The following is a 17,706-nucleotide window of genomic DNA, read 5'->3' as shown; positions in this document are numbered from 1 at the left end:
GACCCCATTGTTATTTACAAATCCCTCAATTGCGCTGAAACCCGCGCTATCCCTATCTATATCTTCGTCGGGTCATTCACAAGTCTTGTTTCCCTAGGTATAGTAAGCGTCAATTTTTCAACCAAAATTTGCTGATTTCAAATGACGTTTAATTGGCCCATTTCAGTCTATTACGAAGACACCGACGCAGGCGGGGTTGTCTATCATTCGAACTATCTCAATTTTTTTGAGCGGGCGCGAACCGAGTGGTTAAGAGCCTTAGGCGTAAGCCAGACTGCACTGTTAGCCGATGATACGGCGTTTGTGGTTAAGCGGGCGGAATTGGATTTTAAAAAAGCCGCGCGTTTTGAACAGAACCTTATTGTAGAAACTAAGGTCATAGAGTTGAAAAAGGCCTCGTTGGTATTTCATCAACGTTTGGTTGATCATCAGGGAGACTGTTATTGTGAAGGTACAGTGCTAGTGGCCTGTGTTGCCTTATCACGAATGCGGCCCCGAGCTATTCCCTTAAATATTGTGCAGGAGTTTGACAGTGCAAGCTGATATGTCGATTGTTGGGTTATTTTTACAAGCCAGTTTATTAGTGAAATTTGTGATGTTCACTTTACTTTGCTTGTCTGTGATGTCTTGGACGGTGATTTTACAACGCCGTAGCTTATTGACATCTGCAAAAAGTAAATCGGCAAAATTTGAAGATAAATTTTGGTCAGGCGTTGATTTAAATCGTTTGTATAAAGAATTATCGGCTCGTCCAGATAATACTGGCTTAGAGTCATTATTTGTGACGGGTTTTAAAGAATATTCTCGTCTAAATAAATTAAATAGCAAAGTGCCCGATGCGGTGATGGATGGGACTTCACGTGCCATGCGCGTCACCTTATCCCGTGAGTTAGAAAAGTTAGAAGCAAACTTACCTTTATTGGCAACCATTGGTTCGACTAGCCCTTATATCGGTTTGTTTGGTACGGTATGGGGTATTATGAATTCATTTATCGCTATCGGATCAATGGAGAACGCGACGCTTGCCATGGTGGCGCCAGGTATTGCAGAAGCTCTGATTGCAACCGCAATGGGTCTGTTTGCGGCAATCCCTGCTGTTATCGCTTACAACCGTTTTGCCACCCAAGTTGAAAAGCTTGAAATCGGTTACGCTAACTTTATGGAAGAGTTCTCTAGCATCCTGCATCGCCAAGCGTACAGTGAGAAGGAAGGCGTATAATGCAAGTCGGTTATCAGCGTAAACGTCGTCGCCCCGTTGCCGAAATCAACGTGGTGCCTTATATCGACGTCATGCTCGTGCTGCTGATTATTTTCATGGTAACAGCGCCGATTGTGACCCAAGGGGTGAAAGTGGAGCTGCCTCAAGGGGCCGCCGAAGTGCTGCCTGCGGACAGTAAGCCGCCAGTGGTAGCGTCTATCGATGCCGACGGCGCTTATTTCCTCAATCAGGGCGGTTCCAATAACGAAGAGATGGAATTGGATGAGTTAGCCACCGCCGTTGCGGCAATCATGGTGACAGAGCCTGAGCGCCCTGTGGTGGTGAAAGCCGATAGAAATATTCCTTACGATAACGTGATCCAATTGATGGTAACCCTGCAGCAGGCAGGCGTTCCCTCAGTCGGTTTGATGACGGATTCACCCAAGGAGAAATAGGTGGCGGATAATTCAAATGTTGCATTACCTCTGTCGATTTCAGCAGGTATTCATATTGGCGTGATAATTATTCTGGCCATTGGCATAGATTTCACCCATAAACCTGAACCTGTGCAACAAGTTAGCGCCCCTGCAGTAAAAGCTGTTATGGTTGATCAGCAAAAAGTGGCTAATCAAGTTGAAAAGCTTAAGCAGGAAAAGCGCGATGCCGAGCGCCGCGAACGTGAGCGCCAAGCCGAACTTGAACGCAAAGCACAGGAAGCAAAGCAAGCCCGTGAGCGTGAACAAGCACAGCTGAAGAAACTGGCGGAAGAACGTAAGCAGCAGGAAATTGAGACCCAAAAGGCCAATGATGCCGCGAAAGCCGCGCAGGTGAAGCAGCAACAGGAAAAGGAAAAAGCGCAGAAAGCTGAAGCCGACCGCAAGCAGAAGGAGCAAGAACGTAAACTTGCTGAAGATGCAGCCCAAAAAGCGGCGGAAAAACGCAAAGTAGAAGAGGCCGCTGCCGCGAAAGCCGAGGCTGACCGTAAGCAGAAGGAAGCCGAAGCCAAGGCGAAAGCAGAAGCTGATGCTAAAGCCAAAGCGGAGGCAAAAGCCAAGGCCGATGCAGAAGCGAAAGCAAAAGCCGAAGCTAAGGCAAAAGCGGATGCTGAAGCCAAGGCGCGTGCCCAGCAAGAGCAGGAAATGGCCGATGCGTTAGCCGCCGAGCAGGCTGCGTTATCGCAGACCATGAATAAGCAAATGCAAACGGAAGTGGGTAAATACACCGCGATGATTAAATCGACGATTCAACGTAACCTAGTGGTTGACGAGTCGATGCGCGGTAAAACCTGTACCGTTTCTGTGCGTTTAGCCAATGATGGTTTTGTGATCAGCAGTCAGACGCAGGGTGGCGATCCTAATGTGTGCCGTGCAGCAAAAGCGGCGATCTTAAAAGCGGGCAAGTTACCAGTGTCTCCGGATCCTGCTGTTTATAACTTGATGAAAGAAATTAACTTAATCGTTGAACCAACGTTTAATTAAAGGAGTCCCATGAAAATTTTGGCAAAATGGTTAGCATTGGCGGTTCTGCTTTGCACTATGCCGGCAAAAGCGGCGCTGGATATTGTGATCACTGAGGGTGTGGATGCGGCGCGTCCAATCGCAGTGATGCCATTCCAATGGCAAGGTGCGGGTGCGCCACCCCAGGCGATCGCCGATGTGGTGATGTCTGACTTAATTCGTAGCGGTACCTTCAAACCATTAGATGAATTAGGGTTACCACAACGTGGTATCGGTGCCTTAGCCCAGTTTGACGCGAGCGCGTGGGCCAATGTCGGTGCCGAAGCCGTCGTAGTCGGCTCGGTAAAACCTTATGGTACGGACCAGTTTTTGGTGAGCTTTGACCTTATCGATTTGGTTAAAGCGCAAAACCAAGCGCTAAAAGGCCCTACCAGTGCGACAGAGTTTTTGATGGACAGTCGCCAAACAGTGATTTCTGCGGCGCAGTTCCGTCAATATGGCCACCGTATTAGCGATATCGTCTATGAGAAGCTTACTGGTATTCGTGGCGCTTTCTTAACCCGTATTTCCTACGTGGTGGTGAATCACACTCAGAAAGCGGCTTATTCACTGATGATCGCCGACTATGACGGTTACAACGAGCAAATGTTACTGCGCTCTCCTGAGCCGCTGATGTCGCCTTCTTGGTCACCCGATGGTCGTCGTTTAGCCTATGTAAGCTTTGAAAACAAAAAGGCTGAGATTTTTGTTCAGGATCTTTACACCCAAGTGCGTACTAAGGTGAGCAGCTTCCCTGGCATTAACGGTGCACCGACTTTCTCGCCAGATGGTAAATCCTTGGCTGTGACCCTCTCAAAGGATGGTCAACCTGAGATTTACGTTATCGATATCGCCACTAAGGCGGCAAAACGTATTACCAACCACTATTCCATCGATACTGAGCCTTCTTGGTATCCCGATGGCAAGTCATTGTTGTTTACCTCCGAGCGCGGTGGTAGACCACAGTTATATCGTGTAGATTTAAATTCAGGCAAAGTGACCCGTGAAACCTTTGAAGGTGAATGGAATTTAGGTGGTTCAATTACCCCTGATGGTCGCAGCATGATTTTTGTGAATCGCACAAACGGTAAATTTAATATTGCACGTATGGATTTAAGTACGCGCTTTATGCAGGTGCTGACATCGACACGTTTGGACGAATCTCCAAGTGTGGCCCCTAATGGTACTATGGTGATTTATGGCACCACGTATCAAGGCAAGCAAGTTTTAGCAGCTGTTTCTACGGACGGACGCTTTAAAGCGAGATTACCGGTAGGTCAGGGCGAGGTGAAATCACCTTCTTGGTCTCCGTTTCTCTAATGTATTAGCTCGATTTATTCACATTTAATTTTATAAGGAACAGATAATGGATCTGAACAAGTTGTTAAAAGCTATGTTGGTAGCACTTCCAATTATGGCTATTAGTGCGTGTAGCTCAACTTCTGAATCAGAAACTGATGCAATGGGCTCTACAAACGGTTCTGGTAGCGAACTGAATGGTGGTGGCGTTCAAACTGGCGGTATTGGTGGAATGTTGTCACCTGAAGAGCAACAACGTCAGCAACTCGAGCAGTTGAGAAAAGAACACATCATTTACTTCGACTTCGACCGCAGTGAAGTTCAAACTGAATTCGCCGCCGTACTCGAAGCCCACGGTACTTATTTAGTTGAGCACCCAAGCGTACGCGTATTGATTGAAGGTCATGCCGACGAGCGTGGCACGCCAGAATACAACATCGCACTGGGTGAGCGTCGTGCTAAAGCTGTTGCTAAATACTTACAAGGCATGGGTGTACAACCTAGCCAAATGAGCATCGTAAGCTATGGCGAAGAAAAGCCACTTGACTTCACTCGTACCGATGAAGGTTTTGCTAAAAACCGTCGTGCAGTTTTAGTTTACTAAGATTGAATTACGGAGAGTAACTAGATGAAACGTGCCGTCTTAATTACGGCAATGTTCTTCGGCGCAGGAGCTGCAGTGGCAGCTCCTGCTCCTGTTGAAGATATTGCTGGTGGTTCAGGTGATGACAGACTTGCTCGTTTAGAGCGCATTGTAAAATCGAGACAACAAAGCGAAATTGATATGCAGCGCCGTCTGGATACTTTGCAGCAAGAAGTTCTCGACTTACGTGGTTTGACTGAACAACAGAATTATCAAATAGAGCAGATGCAACAACGTCAGCGTCAGCTTTACGATGAAATTGCCAATTTATCCTCCAAAGCCGCTGTTGCGCCAGCTGCTTCTACTCCTGCAACGCCCGCTGCTGTGGCAGCAAGTGCCAATGCCGCCGCCAGTAGCTTAAGTGAAACGGCCAGCTACGAAAGTGCGGTGAACTTAGTGCTGAAAGAGCGCAAGTATGACGATGCTATTCCAGCGTTTCGCGCTTTCATTAAACAGTATCCTGACTCAGTCTATGCCGCCAACGCCAACTATTGGTTAGGACAGTTACTGTTTAATAAGAGTGAATTTGCTGAAGCCAAACAAGCCTTCAATACTGTCGTGACCCGTTTTAGTGATTCCAACAAACGTGGCGACAGTCTCGTGAAGCTTGGCATGATCGCAGAGAAAACCGGTGATAAAGCCGGCGCGACTCAATACTACCAACAAGTAGTAAAAGACTACGCCAACAGCGCTGCAGCACGCATTGCACAACAACAATTGGCTGCAATTAAAGCATAATTAACTAAAAAACATACTCTTAGTCTGTTTTTCATGCAAACGACAAAAAATTGGGAATTTACGCTTGCATGGGAAAATGAAAAAGGTATTATAGGCGCCCTCGGAACGGCGAGGTCGTTCGGGGCGCAAAATACCAGTAAATGGGTCGTTAGCTCAGTCGGTAGAGCAGTTGGCTTTTAACCAATTGGTCGAAGGTTCGAATCCTTCACGACCCACCACTTACTCTAGTAAATAGAATAAGTTAGCGGTATTTGAAGTGTTGTAAATAAGATGGGTCGTTAGCTCAGTCGGTAGAGCAGTTGGCTTTTAACCAATTGGTCGAAGGTTCGAATCCTTCACGACCCACCACTTTTCTGGAAGTGTAAAATTCAGAGTCCTTAGATGGGTCGTTAGCTCAGTCGGTAGAGCAGTTGGCTTTTAACCAATTGGTCGAAGGTTCGAATCCTTCACGACCCACCACTTTTCTGAGAGTGTAAAATTCAGAGTCCAATAGATGGGTCGTTAGCTCAGTCGGTAGAGCAGTTGGCTTTTAACCAATTGGTCGAAGGTTCGAATCCTTCACGACCCACCACTTTTCTGGAAGTGTAAAACTCAGAGTCCTTAGATGGGTCGTTAGCTCAGTCGGTAGAGCAGTTGGCTTTTAACCAATTGGTCGAAGGTTCGAATCCTTCACGACCCACCACTTTTCTGAGAGTGTAAAACTCAGAGTCCTAGATGGGTCGTTAGCTCAGTCGATTATTTTATAAAGCTAGGGCAGTTGGATTTTAATCAATCAGTCGAATGGTTTAAATCCTTCACGACCCACCACTTTTCTGAGAGTGTAAAACTCAGAGTCCTTAAATGGGTCGTTAGCTCAGTCGGTAGAGCAGTTGGCTTTTAACCAATTGGTCGAAGGTTCGAATCCTTCACGACCCACCACTTTTCTGAGAGTGTAAAATTCAGAGTTCATAGATGGGTCGTTAGCCTGTCGCTTATTTTATAAAGCGAGGGCAGTAGGCTTTTAACCAATCAATCGAATGGTTTAAATCCTTCACGATTCGCCACTTTTCTGAGAGTGTAAAATTCAGATTCCTTAGATGGGTCGTTAGCTCAGTCGGTAGAGCAGTTGGCTTTTAACCAATTGGTCGAAGGTTCGAATCCTTCACGACCCACCACTCTAAAATTCCCTAATAAACTCCTCTTTAGCTTGCAATCCCAAAGTATTTTCGCGTTATATTCAGCATTTTCTACTTTTGTCTCATAGACTTATTGCCAATGTTGCTCGCTTGTTAAATTGTCCATATTGGCTGCGGACAAATAATAACAACTGGGGAAACATAAAATGAAACAAGCAAAACTTAGCTTGCTTTACTCTGCAACCTTATTGGCATTTATGGGCTCTGCCAATGCGGCTTCTTTAAAAAATACTGACGTTGAATTTGGTGGCTATATCAAGGCGGACGTGATGTTCAGCGATTATGGCAATGGGGCACCCGATTCGGGGGATTTATCCCGTCAGTTTTACGTACCGGGTACCATTTACGGTAAAGACGGCAACGGTAACCAAGTGGTGGATTTCCAAGCCCGTGAAACGCGATTCAATTTTAAGGCGGCAACGGATCTTGATGGCCATAGCTTGTCGGGCTTTATTGAACTGGATTTTATGACCCACACCGATGGCAATGAGCGGGTGTCTAACAGCTATTCACCACGTATCCGCCATGCCTATGTATCCTATGATAATTGGACCGTAGGTCAAACCTGGACCACTTTCCAAAACCCTGCAGCTCTGCCCGAAAACCTCGACTTTGTGGGTGCTGCAGATGGTACGCCCTTTGTGCGTCAATCGTTACTGCGTTATACCCATGGCAACTTCCAATTTGCGATAGAAAACCCTGAAACAACGGTAACTCCGAACCAAGGTGGCGCACGCATCACCAGTGGTAATGGTGTCGTGCCTGATGTGGTGGCGCGATACAATCTCAAGACGGACGGCGGCGCCTCATTCTCGTTTGCGGGTATTGCTCGTCAACTCAATTTAGAAACCAAAATCGGTGCGACCCAAATCGATAGTTCGAGCTTTGGTTACGGCGCCAGTGTGGCGGGGATTATCCCCATTGGTAAAGATGATCTGCGCTTTACCGCAACCTATGGTGACGGTTTAGGGCGTTATATGGCGCTTAACTACATTAATGCGGGTGTGTTAGATGCGAGCGGCGATATCGAATCCATTCGTACCTTCGGCGGCTTTGTGTCTTACCGTCATTGGTGGAACGAACAGTGGCGCACCAGTGTGACACTCTCTGGTATGCAAGCGGATAATGATGTGGCTTTAACGGGCACAGGGGTGAATAAGGATGCCTATTCTGGCTATATCAACCTGTTGTATTCCCCTAGTAAACCACTGACCTTTGGGGTGGAATATATGTACGCCCAAAACAGTAAAGAGAATGGTGATGATGGTGATTTAAGCCGGATCATCTTCTCGGCGAAGTATGTGCTCTAACGTTTGATGTAATAAATAAAAAGGAGACCTGAGGTCTCCTTTTTATTTGGTATTAGGATTAACCTAACAGGTTGTTATCGCGAACATATTGTTCGAAATCGGTGCAACCACCTACGTGTTTTTCATCAACGAAAATCTGTGGCACAGTTTCGACTGGCTTACCGACAGTCTTCTCGAGATCTGCTTTAGAAATCCCTTCGGCGTGGATATCCACGTATCTAAATTTAAAGTCATCACGTTTTTCAACGAGTTGCTCTGACAGTTGTACTGCTCGCACGCAATAAGGACAGCCAGGACGGCCAAAAATAACAACGTACATAATAGCTCCTTAGGATTACTTTAAGCGTTTTATACCATAGCGCTAACCGAATTGATAATGTCAGATGTGTTTATTTTCAGTTTGATAGCGCCCTTGGTAATCGAAATAGCTTTCGAGCAGATCCCAGCCTTTTTTGTGCTTTTTGAGCAGTAACAGATCTGGCATTCGAAAGGCGGTACTATCGGCAATCAGCTCAGACACGTTTTTGTATTGCTTAGGTTTTAGGCCCGGCGTGCGACTATGGGGAAAAATAAACAGCGCATACAAGGCACGCCATTGGGCTGGCGTTTGCAGTTTAAAGCGTCGATTAAACTCGTTTCCTTCAATGTCCAGATATTGCACCTTAAGATCGCCCGCATCATCTAATAACGTCATATGTTGGCAGCGGAACAGATGATGGTGCTGCTTATTCAATACTTGCTTAAGGCGTTTGTCGGGGTCGATTAAGGTTGATTGGCAATGCTGGCAAATACGCGCTGCAATGTCGTTCTCTTGTCCACAATCGGGACAGGATTTAGATCTAAATCGAAAGTCACATTGCTGCTTTTGCCCATGATGCTCGACTATGCCCTGACAGCGACGGCCAAAGTGTTCGATAATATCGCCATCATTGTCGGTTAATCCCCAAAAGATATTGGCAAACTGGCAGACAGGGCAGTGCACTTGTACCGGAACCGACTTGCTATTGGGCTTAGCTTGACCGACTTCTGGAAAATACAAATCATAGCCATTGGCTGCGTAATCAATCACTAAACAATCTTTTTTACTTTCACAGATCCTAAGACCGCGGCCAATCATTTGCTGAAACAAACTCACCGATGCGGTGGGGCGTAAAATCGCAATTAAATCCACATGGGGCGCATCGAATCCCGTGGTCAATACCGCCACGTTGACGAGGAACTTAAGCTCCCTCGCTTTAAAGCGCTTGATAAGCTCATCACGCTCATTATCTGGCGTTTGTGCCGTGACGATTGCCGTTTGCTCGCTGTGCTCCTTATTGAGCTGGCTGACAATTTCCTCAGCATGGCGCACTGTCGCCGCAAAAATAATGATCCCCTGGCGGTGGTGACTCAGTTCAATCAGTTGCTTCACAATCGCCGTTGTCGCGCGCCCGGCGTGATTCAGCAGTGCATTGACTTGGGCCTCGGGATATTCGCCATTGTCATTGGGCTTGATTTGGCTGAAGTCATATTGAGCGCTTAAACCATCGAACAAGGTGGGCGCGGTTAAATAACCTTGTTTAATCAGCGGACGGATGGGAAGCTCGAAAATACACTGCTCGAAGATCCCAAGTTCAGGCGAGCCAACTTTGCCATGGTAATGGCGTTTGTAAATCCAGCCCGTACCGAGCCGATAGGGAGTGGCCGTTAGGCCTAATAACCTCAGCTTGGGATTACGCTGCTGTAAATGACTTAAGATTTGCTGATATTGACTGGTTTTTTCGAGGCTGACTCTGTGGCACTCATCGATAATCACTAGCGAGAAGGGCTCATCGAATTGATTTAATGCGCGCGCGGCGGATTGGACACTGGCCACGACGGTTTTGCCGTCAGTCGATTTTTGATTTAACCCTGCGGAGTAAATGCTGGCTTCAGTCGTCAGTAACCCCACCTTTTGCGCGTTTTGGGCAACCAGTTCCTTCACATGGGTTAAAACAAGCACTCGTCCTCTGGCGATGCGGGCCAGCTCGGCAATAACGATACTTTTCCCGGCTCCCGTTGGTAGGACTAATACGGCGGAATCGGTGCTTTTTTTGAAATGCGCGATGGCGGCATCGACGGCTTGTTGCTGGTAATCCCTGAGGGTAACGCTTGGGTTGGAATTAACTGACACGCTGTTAGCTATTCTTGGTTGATTGAGTTTGGCGCCAAGCTTAACACAGAACCAAAAAAATGCCCCTTGGTTGGAGGGGCAACTAAGAGAAAGGGGCAATCAGGCACTTTCTCAACAGGGTTTGCTTCATTTAAAGGAACCTATACTCGACGGAGCAAGGTTCAAACGTACAGGAGCTAAAGCTGCGCTTAACCGTGATAAATCACGATTAAGCGCGGGATAACGATTACTCGTTACGATTCAAGCGAGTTTCAATCAAGGTCTCAATCACGGCTGGATCGGCCAGTGTTGATGCATCACCTAAGTTGGTCACTTCGTTCGCGGCGATCTTACGCAGGAAACGGCGCATGATTTTGCCTGAACGTGTCTTAGGTAATCCTGTCGCCCACTGGATAAGATCCGGTGTGGCCAGAGCGCCAATTTCTTTGCGAACCCATTGGCGCAGCTCTTGGCGAAGCTCTTCACTCTCTTCTGTGCCGCGGGTTAACGTCACATAGGCGTAAATACCTTGGCCTTTAATATCATGGGGATAGCCCACAACAGCGGCTTCAGCGACCAGTTCGTGTGACACCAGTGCACTTTCTACCTCTGCTGTACCTAATCTGTGGCCGGAGACGTTAATCACATCGTCCACACGGCCGGTGATCCAGTAGTAACCGTCTTCATCGCGGCGCGCGCCGTCACCGGTAAAGTACATGCCACGGAAGGTTTTGAAGTAGGTCAGCACGAAGCGTTCATGGTCGCCATATACGGTACGCATTTGGCCTGGCCATGAGTCGAGCAGCACTAAGTTACCTTCGGTTGCACCTTCTAAAATGTTACCCATGTTGTCCACGAGCGCCGGTTGTACCCCAAAGAAGGGACGAGTCGCCGAGCCGGGTTTGGTATCGGTTGCACCTGGTAATGGCGTAATCAAAATGCCGCCGGTTTCGGTTTGCCACCAAGTATCGACAATCGGGCAATGCTCATGACCGATGACCTCGTGGTACCAGCGCCAAGCTTCTGGGTTGATGGGTTCACCCACTGAGCCCATGATGCGCAGCGAGCTGCCATCATACTTGTCAAAATGCTGTTTACCTTCGGCCATCAGTGCACGGATAAGTGTCGGTGCCGTATAGAGAATATTCACCTTGTGACGGTCAATCATCTCGCCTAAACGCGCAGGGCTTGGGTAATTAGGGATCCCTTCGTGGATAAGCACGGTCGCACCGTTCGCCAGTGGGCCGTACACCATGTAGGAATGACCCGTGATCCAACCCACGTCGGCGGTACACCAGTAAATCTCACCGGGTTTGTAATCGAACACATACTCGTGGGTCATAGAGGCATACACCATATATCCGCCGGTGGTGTGCAATACGCCCTTGGGATTACCAGTTGAACCAGAGGTATAAAGTAAGAAGAGCGGATCTTCGGCGCCCATTTCTTCAATGGCGCAGTGCTCGGATGCGGTTTCAACCAGAGAATGCCACCACACATCGCGGCCTTCGACCCAGTCAACCTTGCCGCCAGTACGTTTAAGTACAATCACCTTCTCAACGCTGGTGACATCGGGATGCTTTAGCGCATCGTCGATGTTGCGTTTGAGTGGGATCGCGCGGCCACCACGCATACCTTCATCGGCGGTGATAACCACTTTAGATTTACCGTCGATAACCCTTGAAGCGATAGAATCGGGTGAGAAGCCACCAAAGACCACCGAATGCACGGCACCGATGCGGGCACAGGCCAGCATTGCCACCGCCGCTTCTGGCACCATTGGCATATAAATGGTCACAATATCCCCACGACGCACGCCTTGGCTGCGTAGGGCGTTGGCAAACTTACACACTTGAGTGTGCAGCTCACCGTAGGTGATTTGACGTTGTTCGCTGGCGTTATCGCCTTCCCAAATAATGGCAACGCGGTCGCTGTGCTCTGCTAGATGGCGATCTAAGCAGTTGGCTGAGGCGTTTAGGGTGCCGTCGTAGAACCAGTTAATCGATAAGTTATGATCGTCAAAAGTGGTTTTTTTGATTTTAGTGTATGGCTTTATCCAATCGATCCGTTTGCCGTGCTCTCTCCAGAAACCCTCTGGATTGACAATCGACTCTTGGTACATTTTTTTATATTGATCGTTATTTACAAGTGCATTGGCAGCGATATTGCCGGAGACTTTGTAGAGAGACTGCGAGCTCATAGGGCTTCCCTTTCTAAAAATTGCGTAGTCTGAGTATGGTATGCAAGGGGCAGGCAACTCCATTAGACCTTGGTCTAGTTTTAAAATTTCCTTTATATTTAGGCTGTTGCACTCGAAAATCTGGCTAGATTTCAGCCATTATTTATCGCACAATAATGGAAAAAAGAGCAAAAATATGAATCTAACCTTAGTCGTCGCCGTTATTGCTATTTGTTATGTCTCACTTTTATTCCTTTTAGCCTGGGGCGCGGAGCGTTGGTTTAGCGGCGTGACCAAGAAGCTTCAGGTAGGCATTTATGGTTTAAGTCTGGCGGTTTATTGTTCTTCCTGGAGCTTTTTAGGTACCGTAGGGCAGTCGGCTAATGATTTTTGGTCCTTTATCCCGATTTTTATCGGTCCTATCATTATTTTCACCTTAGGTTTTGGCATGCTGCGCAAGATGGTCCTCGTGTCCAAGGCGCAAAATATTACCTCGGTCGCCGACTTTATCGCCGCCCGTTACGGTAAGTCACAAACCTTGGCGGCCATTGTTACCCTCATCGCGCTATTTGGCATCATGCCCTACATTGCCCTGCAACTTAAGGCGATGGTATTTAGCCTTAATTTGTTTCAGCCAGCAGACGATCCTTTAAACGGCATTACTATCCCTTTACTTATCACAGCATTGCTGGCGATTTTTGCCATTCTATTTGGGACGCGTAAGCTCGACGCTACCGAGCATAACCCCGGCATGATGCTGGCGATTGCCTTTGAATCGTTAGTCAAACTGGCGGCATTTTTGCTGGTGGGGATTGTGATTAGCTTTGGGGTGTTCGACGGTTTTGGTGATATCTGGCAGCAAGCAAGCGAAAAAGCCTTAATTAATTACCCAAATCCGCGAATCGAAGCCTTAATGCCTGAGCTACTCGTTGGCATGGCTGCGTTTTTATGTATGCCGCGGCAATTCCACGTGATGGTGGTGGAGTGCGCCGATGAGTCGGTGTTGTCAAAGGGGCGCTGGTTGTTCCCGCTGTATTTGGCCTTATTTGGCTTATTTGTTGGGCCACTGGCACTAGCGGGTAAAGTCATCCTTGGGGATAGCGTTGCCGCAGACACTTATGTGATCAATTTACCGCTTGCGTTAGATCATCCACTGCTCGCCGTGATTGCGCTGTTAGGCACTTTATCAGCGGCGACTGGCATGGTAATTGTGGCGGTAGTGACAATAAGCGTGATGGTGAGTAACGAGTGGCTGGTGCCCGTGATGCTGCGCACGGGCAATATCCGTGAGAAAAACTTTAGCCAGTTTTCGCAGATGCTGTTAAATGCACGCCGCCTGGCCATCGTCATCATCCTTGGCCTGGGTTATGGCAGTTATCTGGCGCTCGCCGACAGTGACTCGCTATCGCACCTTGGGATGTTATCCTTTGGGGCGTTTGCCCAGCTGGCTCCTGCGCTGGTGGGAGGGCTCTATTGGAAGCACGGTAATCGTGCCGGGGTGTTTTTAGGCTTAAGTGTGGGCTTTGGCCTGTGGTTTTACATCATGCTGAGCGGCATGAATGACGGCCAAAATGTGGCGACCTTATTGTCGAGTAATATCGACCTGTTAGATGCCATTACCCCCAATGTGCGCGATGCGCTCACAGCCTTGTTTGCCAATATTGCCTGCTACATCTTAGGCTCGATTTGGTTTAGGGCGGGGGTGGCCGAGCGTATTCAAGCCAGCGCCTTTGTCAGCCCGGGTAAGCTTAAAAATAATGCCAATAAGAAAAATGGCCCTATCTCCCAGCAGGACTTGCTTATCTTAGCCAGCCGCTTTGTTAGCCCAACCCGCGCCTATGAAAGCTTTAGCCGATTCTCAACTGAGGCGGTTAAGAGTGACAGCTGGCACAAGGCCGCAACCCCTGAGCTTATCGCCCACACCGAACGCTTACTCGCCGGGGTGCTTGGCGCATCGAGTGCTTCCTTGGTAATGGACTCAGTTTTACAGGGGCGCGACTTGGCGCTCGATGAGGTCTTTAGCCTTGTCGATGAAGCCTCATCGAAAATCATGCTCAGCCAAGATATGCTGCGCGGGGCTATCGAGCATGCCTATGAGGGGATGAGTGTTATCGACAGCGACCTTAACTTGGTGGCATGGAACTACAAATACGTGGAGCTGTATCAATATCCTGAAGGTTTTTTACAGCAAGGTATGCCGATTGGCGAAGTGATCCGCTTTAACGCGGCGCGGGGATATTGCGGCGAGGGGGATATTGAGTCGCAGGTCGAAAAACGTGTGCAGCATATGCGTAATGGCACGCCGCATACCTCAGAGCGGCAACGTAAAGACGGTAAAGTGATTAAAATTCAAGGCAATCCTATGCCAGATGGCGGCTTTGTGATGACTTTTACCGACATCACTCAATACCGCGAGCAGGAACGGGCTTTGCTTGAGGCCAATGAAACCCTCGAATCGCGCGTTAAAGAGCGAACCTACGAGTTAGCCATGCTAAACAGTGAATTACTTGAGGCCAAGGCGCAGGAAGAAATGGCGAACGCTTCTAAGAGTCGCTTTTTAGCGGCGGTAGGGCACGATTTAATGCAACCCTTAAATGCGGCAAGGCTGTTTACTGCTTCTTTGTCCCAATACCCTAATTTGGACCGCGAGGCGCGCACCACCCTATCCCATGTAAATAGCTCGCTCAAAACAGCGGGCGAGTTGCTCACCGACTTATTGGATATTTCGAAGCTGGATTCCGGCATGGTGGAGGTCAATCGCCGCGACTTTGCCATATCCGAGCTGCTCAATGGTCTGTCGGTCGAATTTGAGGCGATGGCGGCGGACAATCAAATTCGCTTTAAGATGGTCCCCTGTAGCGCGACGGTTAATTCCGATCCTTCGTTACTGCGGCGTGTGCTGCAAAACTTCTTAACCAATGCTTACCGTTATGCCCGAGGTGGGCGGGTGCTGTTTGGCTGTCGCCATCGCGGCAGTGAGTTAGAGATCCAAGTATTAGATACGGGCTGCGGGATTGATGAGCACGAAACCCGTGAAATTTTCAAAGAGTTTAAGCGCTTAAATAATCCACGTAGTAAAAGCGTTAGCGGCCTTGGCCTAGGGTTGGCGATTGCCGATAGGATCAGCCGGGTACTAAACCACAGTATTCAAGTGTCCTCACAACTTGGACGTGGTTCAGTGTTCTCTATAAGTGTGCCTTTAGGGGAAACCGTGCGTCAGCCGCAGGTGAAGGCGTTGCCATCGCTATTGCAACCTTTGTCTGGCATTAAAGTGCTATGCATCGACAACGAAGAGGCCATTTTGGCGGGGCTTGAGAGTCTACTCAGCCGCTGGCAGTGTGAGGTGATTTGCGCCAAGGATTTAGCCGATGCGCGCATAAAGTTAGGCCTAAAAGGGGTGGCGCCGGATATTGTTTTAGCGGATTTCCACTTGGACGATGGCCAAAATGGTGTCGATGCGATGGATGGGATCCGCGCGCTCTATGGCAAAGAGTTACCGGGCATTTTAATCACGGCCAATACCCGTAAGGAGCTGGTGGAGGATGTGCAGCGCCGGGGTTACCACTATATGGCGAAAATGATTAAACCGGCGGCGCTGCGGGCATTGATTTCGAGCCTAGTCAAGGCGAGTCGTTAAAGAAGGGGCCAACATCAGGATGTTGGCCCCATATTGATATCACTCTGATATCACTCTGATTTAGAGCTTAAACGCCGCCAGTTTGTTATTGAGATTAAGCGATAGCTCGGCGAGGCTCTCGCTTTCTTGAGCGAGATAGGTGGCTGATTCAGACACTTCAAGCGCCGAACTATTAATCCCGCAGACGTTACGGTTCATTTCTTCTGCCACCGCGCTTTGCTCTTCGGCCGCGGTTGCAATCTGGGTGGCCATATCACTCACGTGCTTAATATGGGTCACAATGAGGGATAAATCGTTGCCTGCCTTTGTGGACTGGTCAACGCTCTTTTCAGCCAGATCGCGGCTCGTATCCATCGCATTGGCAGCACTGACGGCACGTTGTTGTAATAGGGAAATAGTGTTTTGAATTTCCTCTGTCGATTGCCTCGTTCTGCTGGCTAATTGCCGCACTTCATCGGCCACCACGGCGAAACCTCGGCCCTGCTCACCGGCACGCGCCGCTTCAATGGCGGCGTTTAATGCTAATAAATTGGTTTGATCCGAAATAGCACTGATCACCGCCGTCACTTCACTGATTTGCATGATTTCTTCTTTTAATTTATTCACTTGCTGCGTTGCTTGTTCCACTTCTTTGGCAAGCGCATGGATACCGTCAACGCTGGCGTGCACGTCCTTATCGCCAAGTCCGGCTTCGCGGGTGGCTTCTTTAGTGTCTTTCGCGGTACTTTCGGCATTATTGGCCACATCGGCAATGGTGGCGCTCATTTCGTTCATCGCCGTGGCTAACTGGGCGAGTTGATCCCGCTGGTTGTTTACCGCTTGATTGGTTTCTTCGGCGGTTGATGCTATACGTGAAGCGGCTTGTGAGACGTTGTCGGCGCTGTGGTTAGCCTCAGCCAATGCCGTTCGAATGCTTGCCATGCTCTGATTGATATTGTGCGCTAGGGCCGCAAGTTCATCTTTGCCTGTGACCGCAAGCTGCGGCGTCAGGTTGCCAGTGGCGATGATTTGCATCGCGTTATTCACTTGATCTAAGGGTTGAACAATAGAGCGACTGATGATGTAGCCCAGTGCCGCCATCAGTAGAATGAGAATAAGTGTAGTGCCGCCCATTAGCACATATTCATGCCAAATCGTGTTTTCAATGTCTTGCAGTAAAATCCCCGATCCTAAAATCCAGCCCCAGGGTTTAAATCCCATCACTAAGGACATTTTCTGGGCTTTTTTGCCATTGCCTGTTACCCAAGGATATTGCAAGACACCTTGCTGACCATTGCGCCCTAATTCGACCATGCTGAACCAGTACTGCTCTGCGCCATTGTTGCCCATTTGCTGGCTGACTAACTCGGGTTTAACGGGGTGAACTATGATGTGGCGTGTTTCATCAATCACAAACAGGTAGTTGTCACCGTCGAACCGCATATTGTTAAGCATCTCTTTTGCGGCTTGTTGAGCCTGCTCTAGGGGTAAGTTTTGCTGTAAAGCCTGAATACGACTGAGGGCTAAGCTGAGCACTGCGTTGAGTCTGGCTTCACGTTCTGCCATCAAATTGCTTTTTAAGGTAGTGACAGAAAGGGTGAGAAGAATTAAGGCGCCGATAAGGGCTGTGATAAGTTGTAGCGCGAGTTTTCGGCTGACGGGGATGTCGGCGAGTTTAAACATAAAAGCTCCTTTTTCTTGGTCACGCTCACTAAGCTATCCTTTTTGCCTAGGTTTTTAGCGGCTGCTTATGAAACGTACTTATGTGGAAGTCAGTGTTATTAAGCATTACTGGCTTTAACTAATTTTCCAGTTAACTTGCTAAATAAATGTGAAAATAGTGAGATTTTATGCAATTTGTGAACAAGGTTATCTAAAGCGTTTTTATGTGACGACTTTCACTCAAAGTAAGATTAACCAC

General features: G+C 48.4%; 13 protein-coding genes and 9 tRNA genes. 18 read left to right on the top strand and 4 right to left on the bottom strand.

What is annotated here, in order from left to right; translation table 11 throughout:
- Positions 1–141: 141 nt before the first annotated feature.
- The 17 genes from ybgC to SHEWANA3_RS13295 all read left to right on the top strand — a co-directional run bounded on the left by ybgC (position 142) and on the right by SHEWANA3_RS13295 (position 7,859).
- Positions 142–543: a tol-pal system-associated acyl-CoA thioesterase gene (gene ybgC / locus SHEWANA3_RS13370; protein ID WP_011626519.1), complete on the top strand. Its 402-nt coding sequence runs from the start codon at positions 142–144 to the stop codon at positions 541–543.
- The gene (gene tolQ, locus SHEWANA3_RS13365; RefSeq protein WP_011626518.1) at positions 533–1,219 is read left to right on the top strand and encodes a protein TolQ; all 687 of its coding nucleotides are present in this window, start codon (positions 533–535) and stop codon (positions 1,217–1,219) included. The genes ybgC and tolQ overlap by 11 nt, the downstream gene beginning before the upstream one ends.
- A complete protein-coding gene (gene tolR / locus SHEWANA3_RS13360; protein WP_011623130.1) occupies positions 1,219–1,653 on the top strand; it encodes a protein TolR in 435 nt (144 codons plus the stop codon). The genes tolQ and tolR overlap by 1 nt, the downstream gene beginning before the upstream one ends.
- The gene (gene tolA, locus SHEWANA3_RS13355; RefSeq protein ID WP_011717445.1) at positions 1,654–2,676 is read left to right on the top strand and encodes a cell envelope integrity protein TolA; all 1,023 of its coding nucleotides are present in this window, start codon (positions 1,654–1,656) and stop codon (positions 2,674–2,676) included.
- A gap of 9 nt (positions 2,677–2,685) precedes the next feature.
- Positions 2,686–4,014, top strand: a complete 1,329-nt coding sequence (gene tolB, locus SHEWANA3_RS13350; RefSeq protein ID WP_011717444.1) for a Tol-Pal system beta propeller repeat protein TolB — start codon at positions 2,686–2,688, stop codon at positions 4,012–4,014.
- Positions 4,015–4,060: 46 nt separating this feature from the next.
- Positions 4,061–4,597: a peptidoglycan-associated lipoprotein Pal gene (pal, locus tag SHEWANA3_RS13345; RefSeq protein WP_011717443.1), complete on the top strand. Its 537-nt coding sequence runs from the start codon at positions 4,061–4,063 to the stop codon at positions 4,595–4,597.
- Positions 4,598–4,621: 24 nt separating this feature from the next.
- Positions 4,622–5,374, top strand: coding sequence for a tol-pal system protein YbgF (gene ybgF, locus SHEWANA3_RS13340; protein ID WP_011717442.1), 753 nt, complete (start codon positions 4,622–4,624; stop codon positions 5,372–5,374).
- 142 nt (positions 5,375–5,516) lie between these two features.
- Positions 5,517–5,592 (top strand) — tRNA-Lys (locus SHEWANA3_RS13335).
- A gap of 54 nt (positions 5,593–5,646) precedes the next feature.
- Positions 5,647–5,722, top strand: a tRNA-Lys gene (locus SHEWANA3_RS13330).
- 35 nt (positions 5,723–5,757) lie between these two features.
- Positions 5,758–5,833: transfer RNA gene (locus SHEWANA3_RS13325), tRNA-Lys, on the top strand.
- Positions 5,834–5,869: 36 nt separating this feature from the next.
- Positions 5,870–5,945, top strand: a tRNA-Lys gene (locus tag SHEWANA3_RS13320).
- A 35-nt stretch (positions 5,946–5,980) separates the two neighbouring features.
- A tRNA-Lys gene (locus tag SHEWANA3_RS13315) sits at positions 5,981–6,056 on the top strand.
- Positions 6,057–6,090: 34 nt separating this feature from the next.
- Positions 6,091–6,181, top strand: a tRNA-Lys gene (locus SHEWANA3_RS13310).
- A gap of 35 nt (positions 6,182–6,216) precedes the next feature.
- Positions 6,217–6,292, top strand: a tRNA-Lys gene (locus SHEWANA3_RS13305).
- A 35-nt stretch (positions 6,293–6,327) separates the two neighbouring features.
- Positions 6,328–6,417, top strand: a tRNA-Lys gene (locus SHEWANA3_RS23620).
- 35 nt (positions 6,418–6,452) lie between these two features.
- Positions 6,453–6,528 (top strand) — tRNA-Lys (locus SHEWANA3_RS13300).
- 167 nt (positions 6,529–6,695) lie between these two features.
- A complete protein-coding gene (locus tag SHEWANA3_RS13295; RefSeq protein WP_011717441.1) occupies positions 6,696–7,859 on the top strand; it encodes a DcaP family trimeric outer membrane transporter in 1,164 nt (387 codons plus the stop codon).
- A gap of 58 nt (positions 7,860–7,917) precedes the next feature.
- Here SHEWANA3_RS13295 and SHEWANA3_RS13290 read toward each other — a convergent pair whose 3' ends face one another.
- From SHEWANA3_RS13290 to acs, 3 genes are all read right to left on the bottom strand, one after another.
- Positions 7,918–8,178, bottom strand: a complete 261-nt coding sequence (locus SHEWANA3_RS13290) for a GrxA family glutaredoxin (protein ID WP_011072684.1) — start codon at positions 8,176–8,178, stop codon at positions 7,918–7,920.
- 60 nt (positions 8,179–8,238) lie between these two features.
- Positions 8,239–10,011, bottom strand: coding sequence for a DEAD/DEAH box helicase (locus tag SHEWANA3_RS13285; protein WP_011717440.1), 1,773 nt, complete (start codon positions 10,009–10,011; stop codon positions 8,239–8,241).
- Between the two features lie 226 nt (positions 10,012–10,237).
- A complete protein-coding gene (gene acs, locus SHEWANA3_RS13280) occupies positions 10,238–12,190 on the bottom strand; it encodes an acetate--CoA ligase (protein WP_011717439.1) in 1,953 nt (650 codons plus the stop codon).
- Positions 12,191–12,365: 175 nt separating this feature from the next.
- Here acs and SHEWANA3_RS13275 point away from each other — a divergent pair, with 175 nt between their 5' ends.
- Positions 12,366–15,806: a NahK/ErcS family hybrid sensor histidine kinase/response regulator gene (locus tag SHEWANA3_RS13275; protein ID WP_011717438.1), complete on the top strand. Its 3,441-nt coding sequence runs from the start codon at positions 12,366–12,368 to the stop codon at positions 15,804–15,806.
- 60 nt (positions 15,807–15,866) lie between these two features.
- Here SHEWANA3_RS13275 and SHEWANA3_RS13270 read toward each other — a convergent pair whose 3' ends face one another.
- Entirely contained in the window at positions 15,867–17,468 is a 1,602-nt protein-coding gene (locus tag SHEWANA3_RS13270; protein WP_011717437.1) for a methyl-accepting chemotaxis protein, read from the bottom strand.
- Between the last annotated feature and the right edge of the window lie 238 nt (positions 17,469–17,706).

Origin of the sequence: Shewanella sp. ANA-3 (assembly GCF_000203935.1) — a bacterium.
GTDB lineage: Bacteria > Pseudomonadota > Gammaproteobacteria > Enterobacterales > Shewanellaceae > Shewanella.
The sequence above is the reverse complement of the archived record's forward strand: the minus strand, read 5'-3'. Positions and strand labels throughout refer to the sequence as shown.

Excerpts from the sequence above, each read along its gene's own strand:
- ybgC (WP_011626519.1), top strand. The coding sequence starts at position 142 with ATGACGTTTAATTGGCCCATTTCAGTCTATTACGAAGACACCGACGCA.
- tolR (WP_011623130.1), top strand. The coding sequence starts at position 1,219 with ATGCAAGTCGGTTATCAGCGTAAACGTCGTCGCCCCGTTGCCGAAATC.
- tolB (WP_011717444.1), top strand. The coding sequence starts at position 2,686 with ATGAAAATTTTGGCAAAATGGTTAGCATTGGCGGTTCTGCTTTGCACT.
- pal (WP_011717443.1), top strand. The coding sequence starts at position 4,061 with ATGGATCTGAACAAGTTGTTAAAAGCTATGTTGGTAGCACTTCCAATT.
- ybgF (WP_011717442.1), top strand. The coding sequence starts at position 4,622 with ATGAAACGTGCCGTCTTAATTACGGCAATGTTCTTCGGCGCAGGAGCT.
- SHEWANA3_RS13295 (WP_011717441.1), top strand. The coding sequence starts at position 6,696 with ATGAAACAAGCAAAACTTAGCTTGCTTTACTCTGCAACCTTATTGGCA.
- SHEWANA3_RS13290 (WP_011072684.1), bottom strand. The coding sequence starts at position 8,178 with ATGTACGTTGTTATTTTTGGCCGTCCTGGCTGTCCTTATTGCGTGCGA.
- acs (WP_011717439.1), bottom strand. The coding sequence starts at position 12,190 with ATGAGCTCGCAGTCTCTCTACAAAGTCTCCGGCAATATCGCTGCCAAT.
- SHEWANA3_RS13275 (WP_011717438.1), top strand. The coding sequence starts at position 12,366 with ATGAATCTAACCTTAGTCGTCGCCGTTATTGCTATTTGTTATGTCTCA.
- SHEWANA3_RS13270 (WP_011717437.1), bottom strand. The coding sequence starts at position 17,468 with ATGTTTAAACTCGCCGACATCCCCGTCAGCCGAAAACTCGCGCTACAA.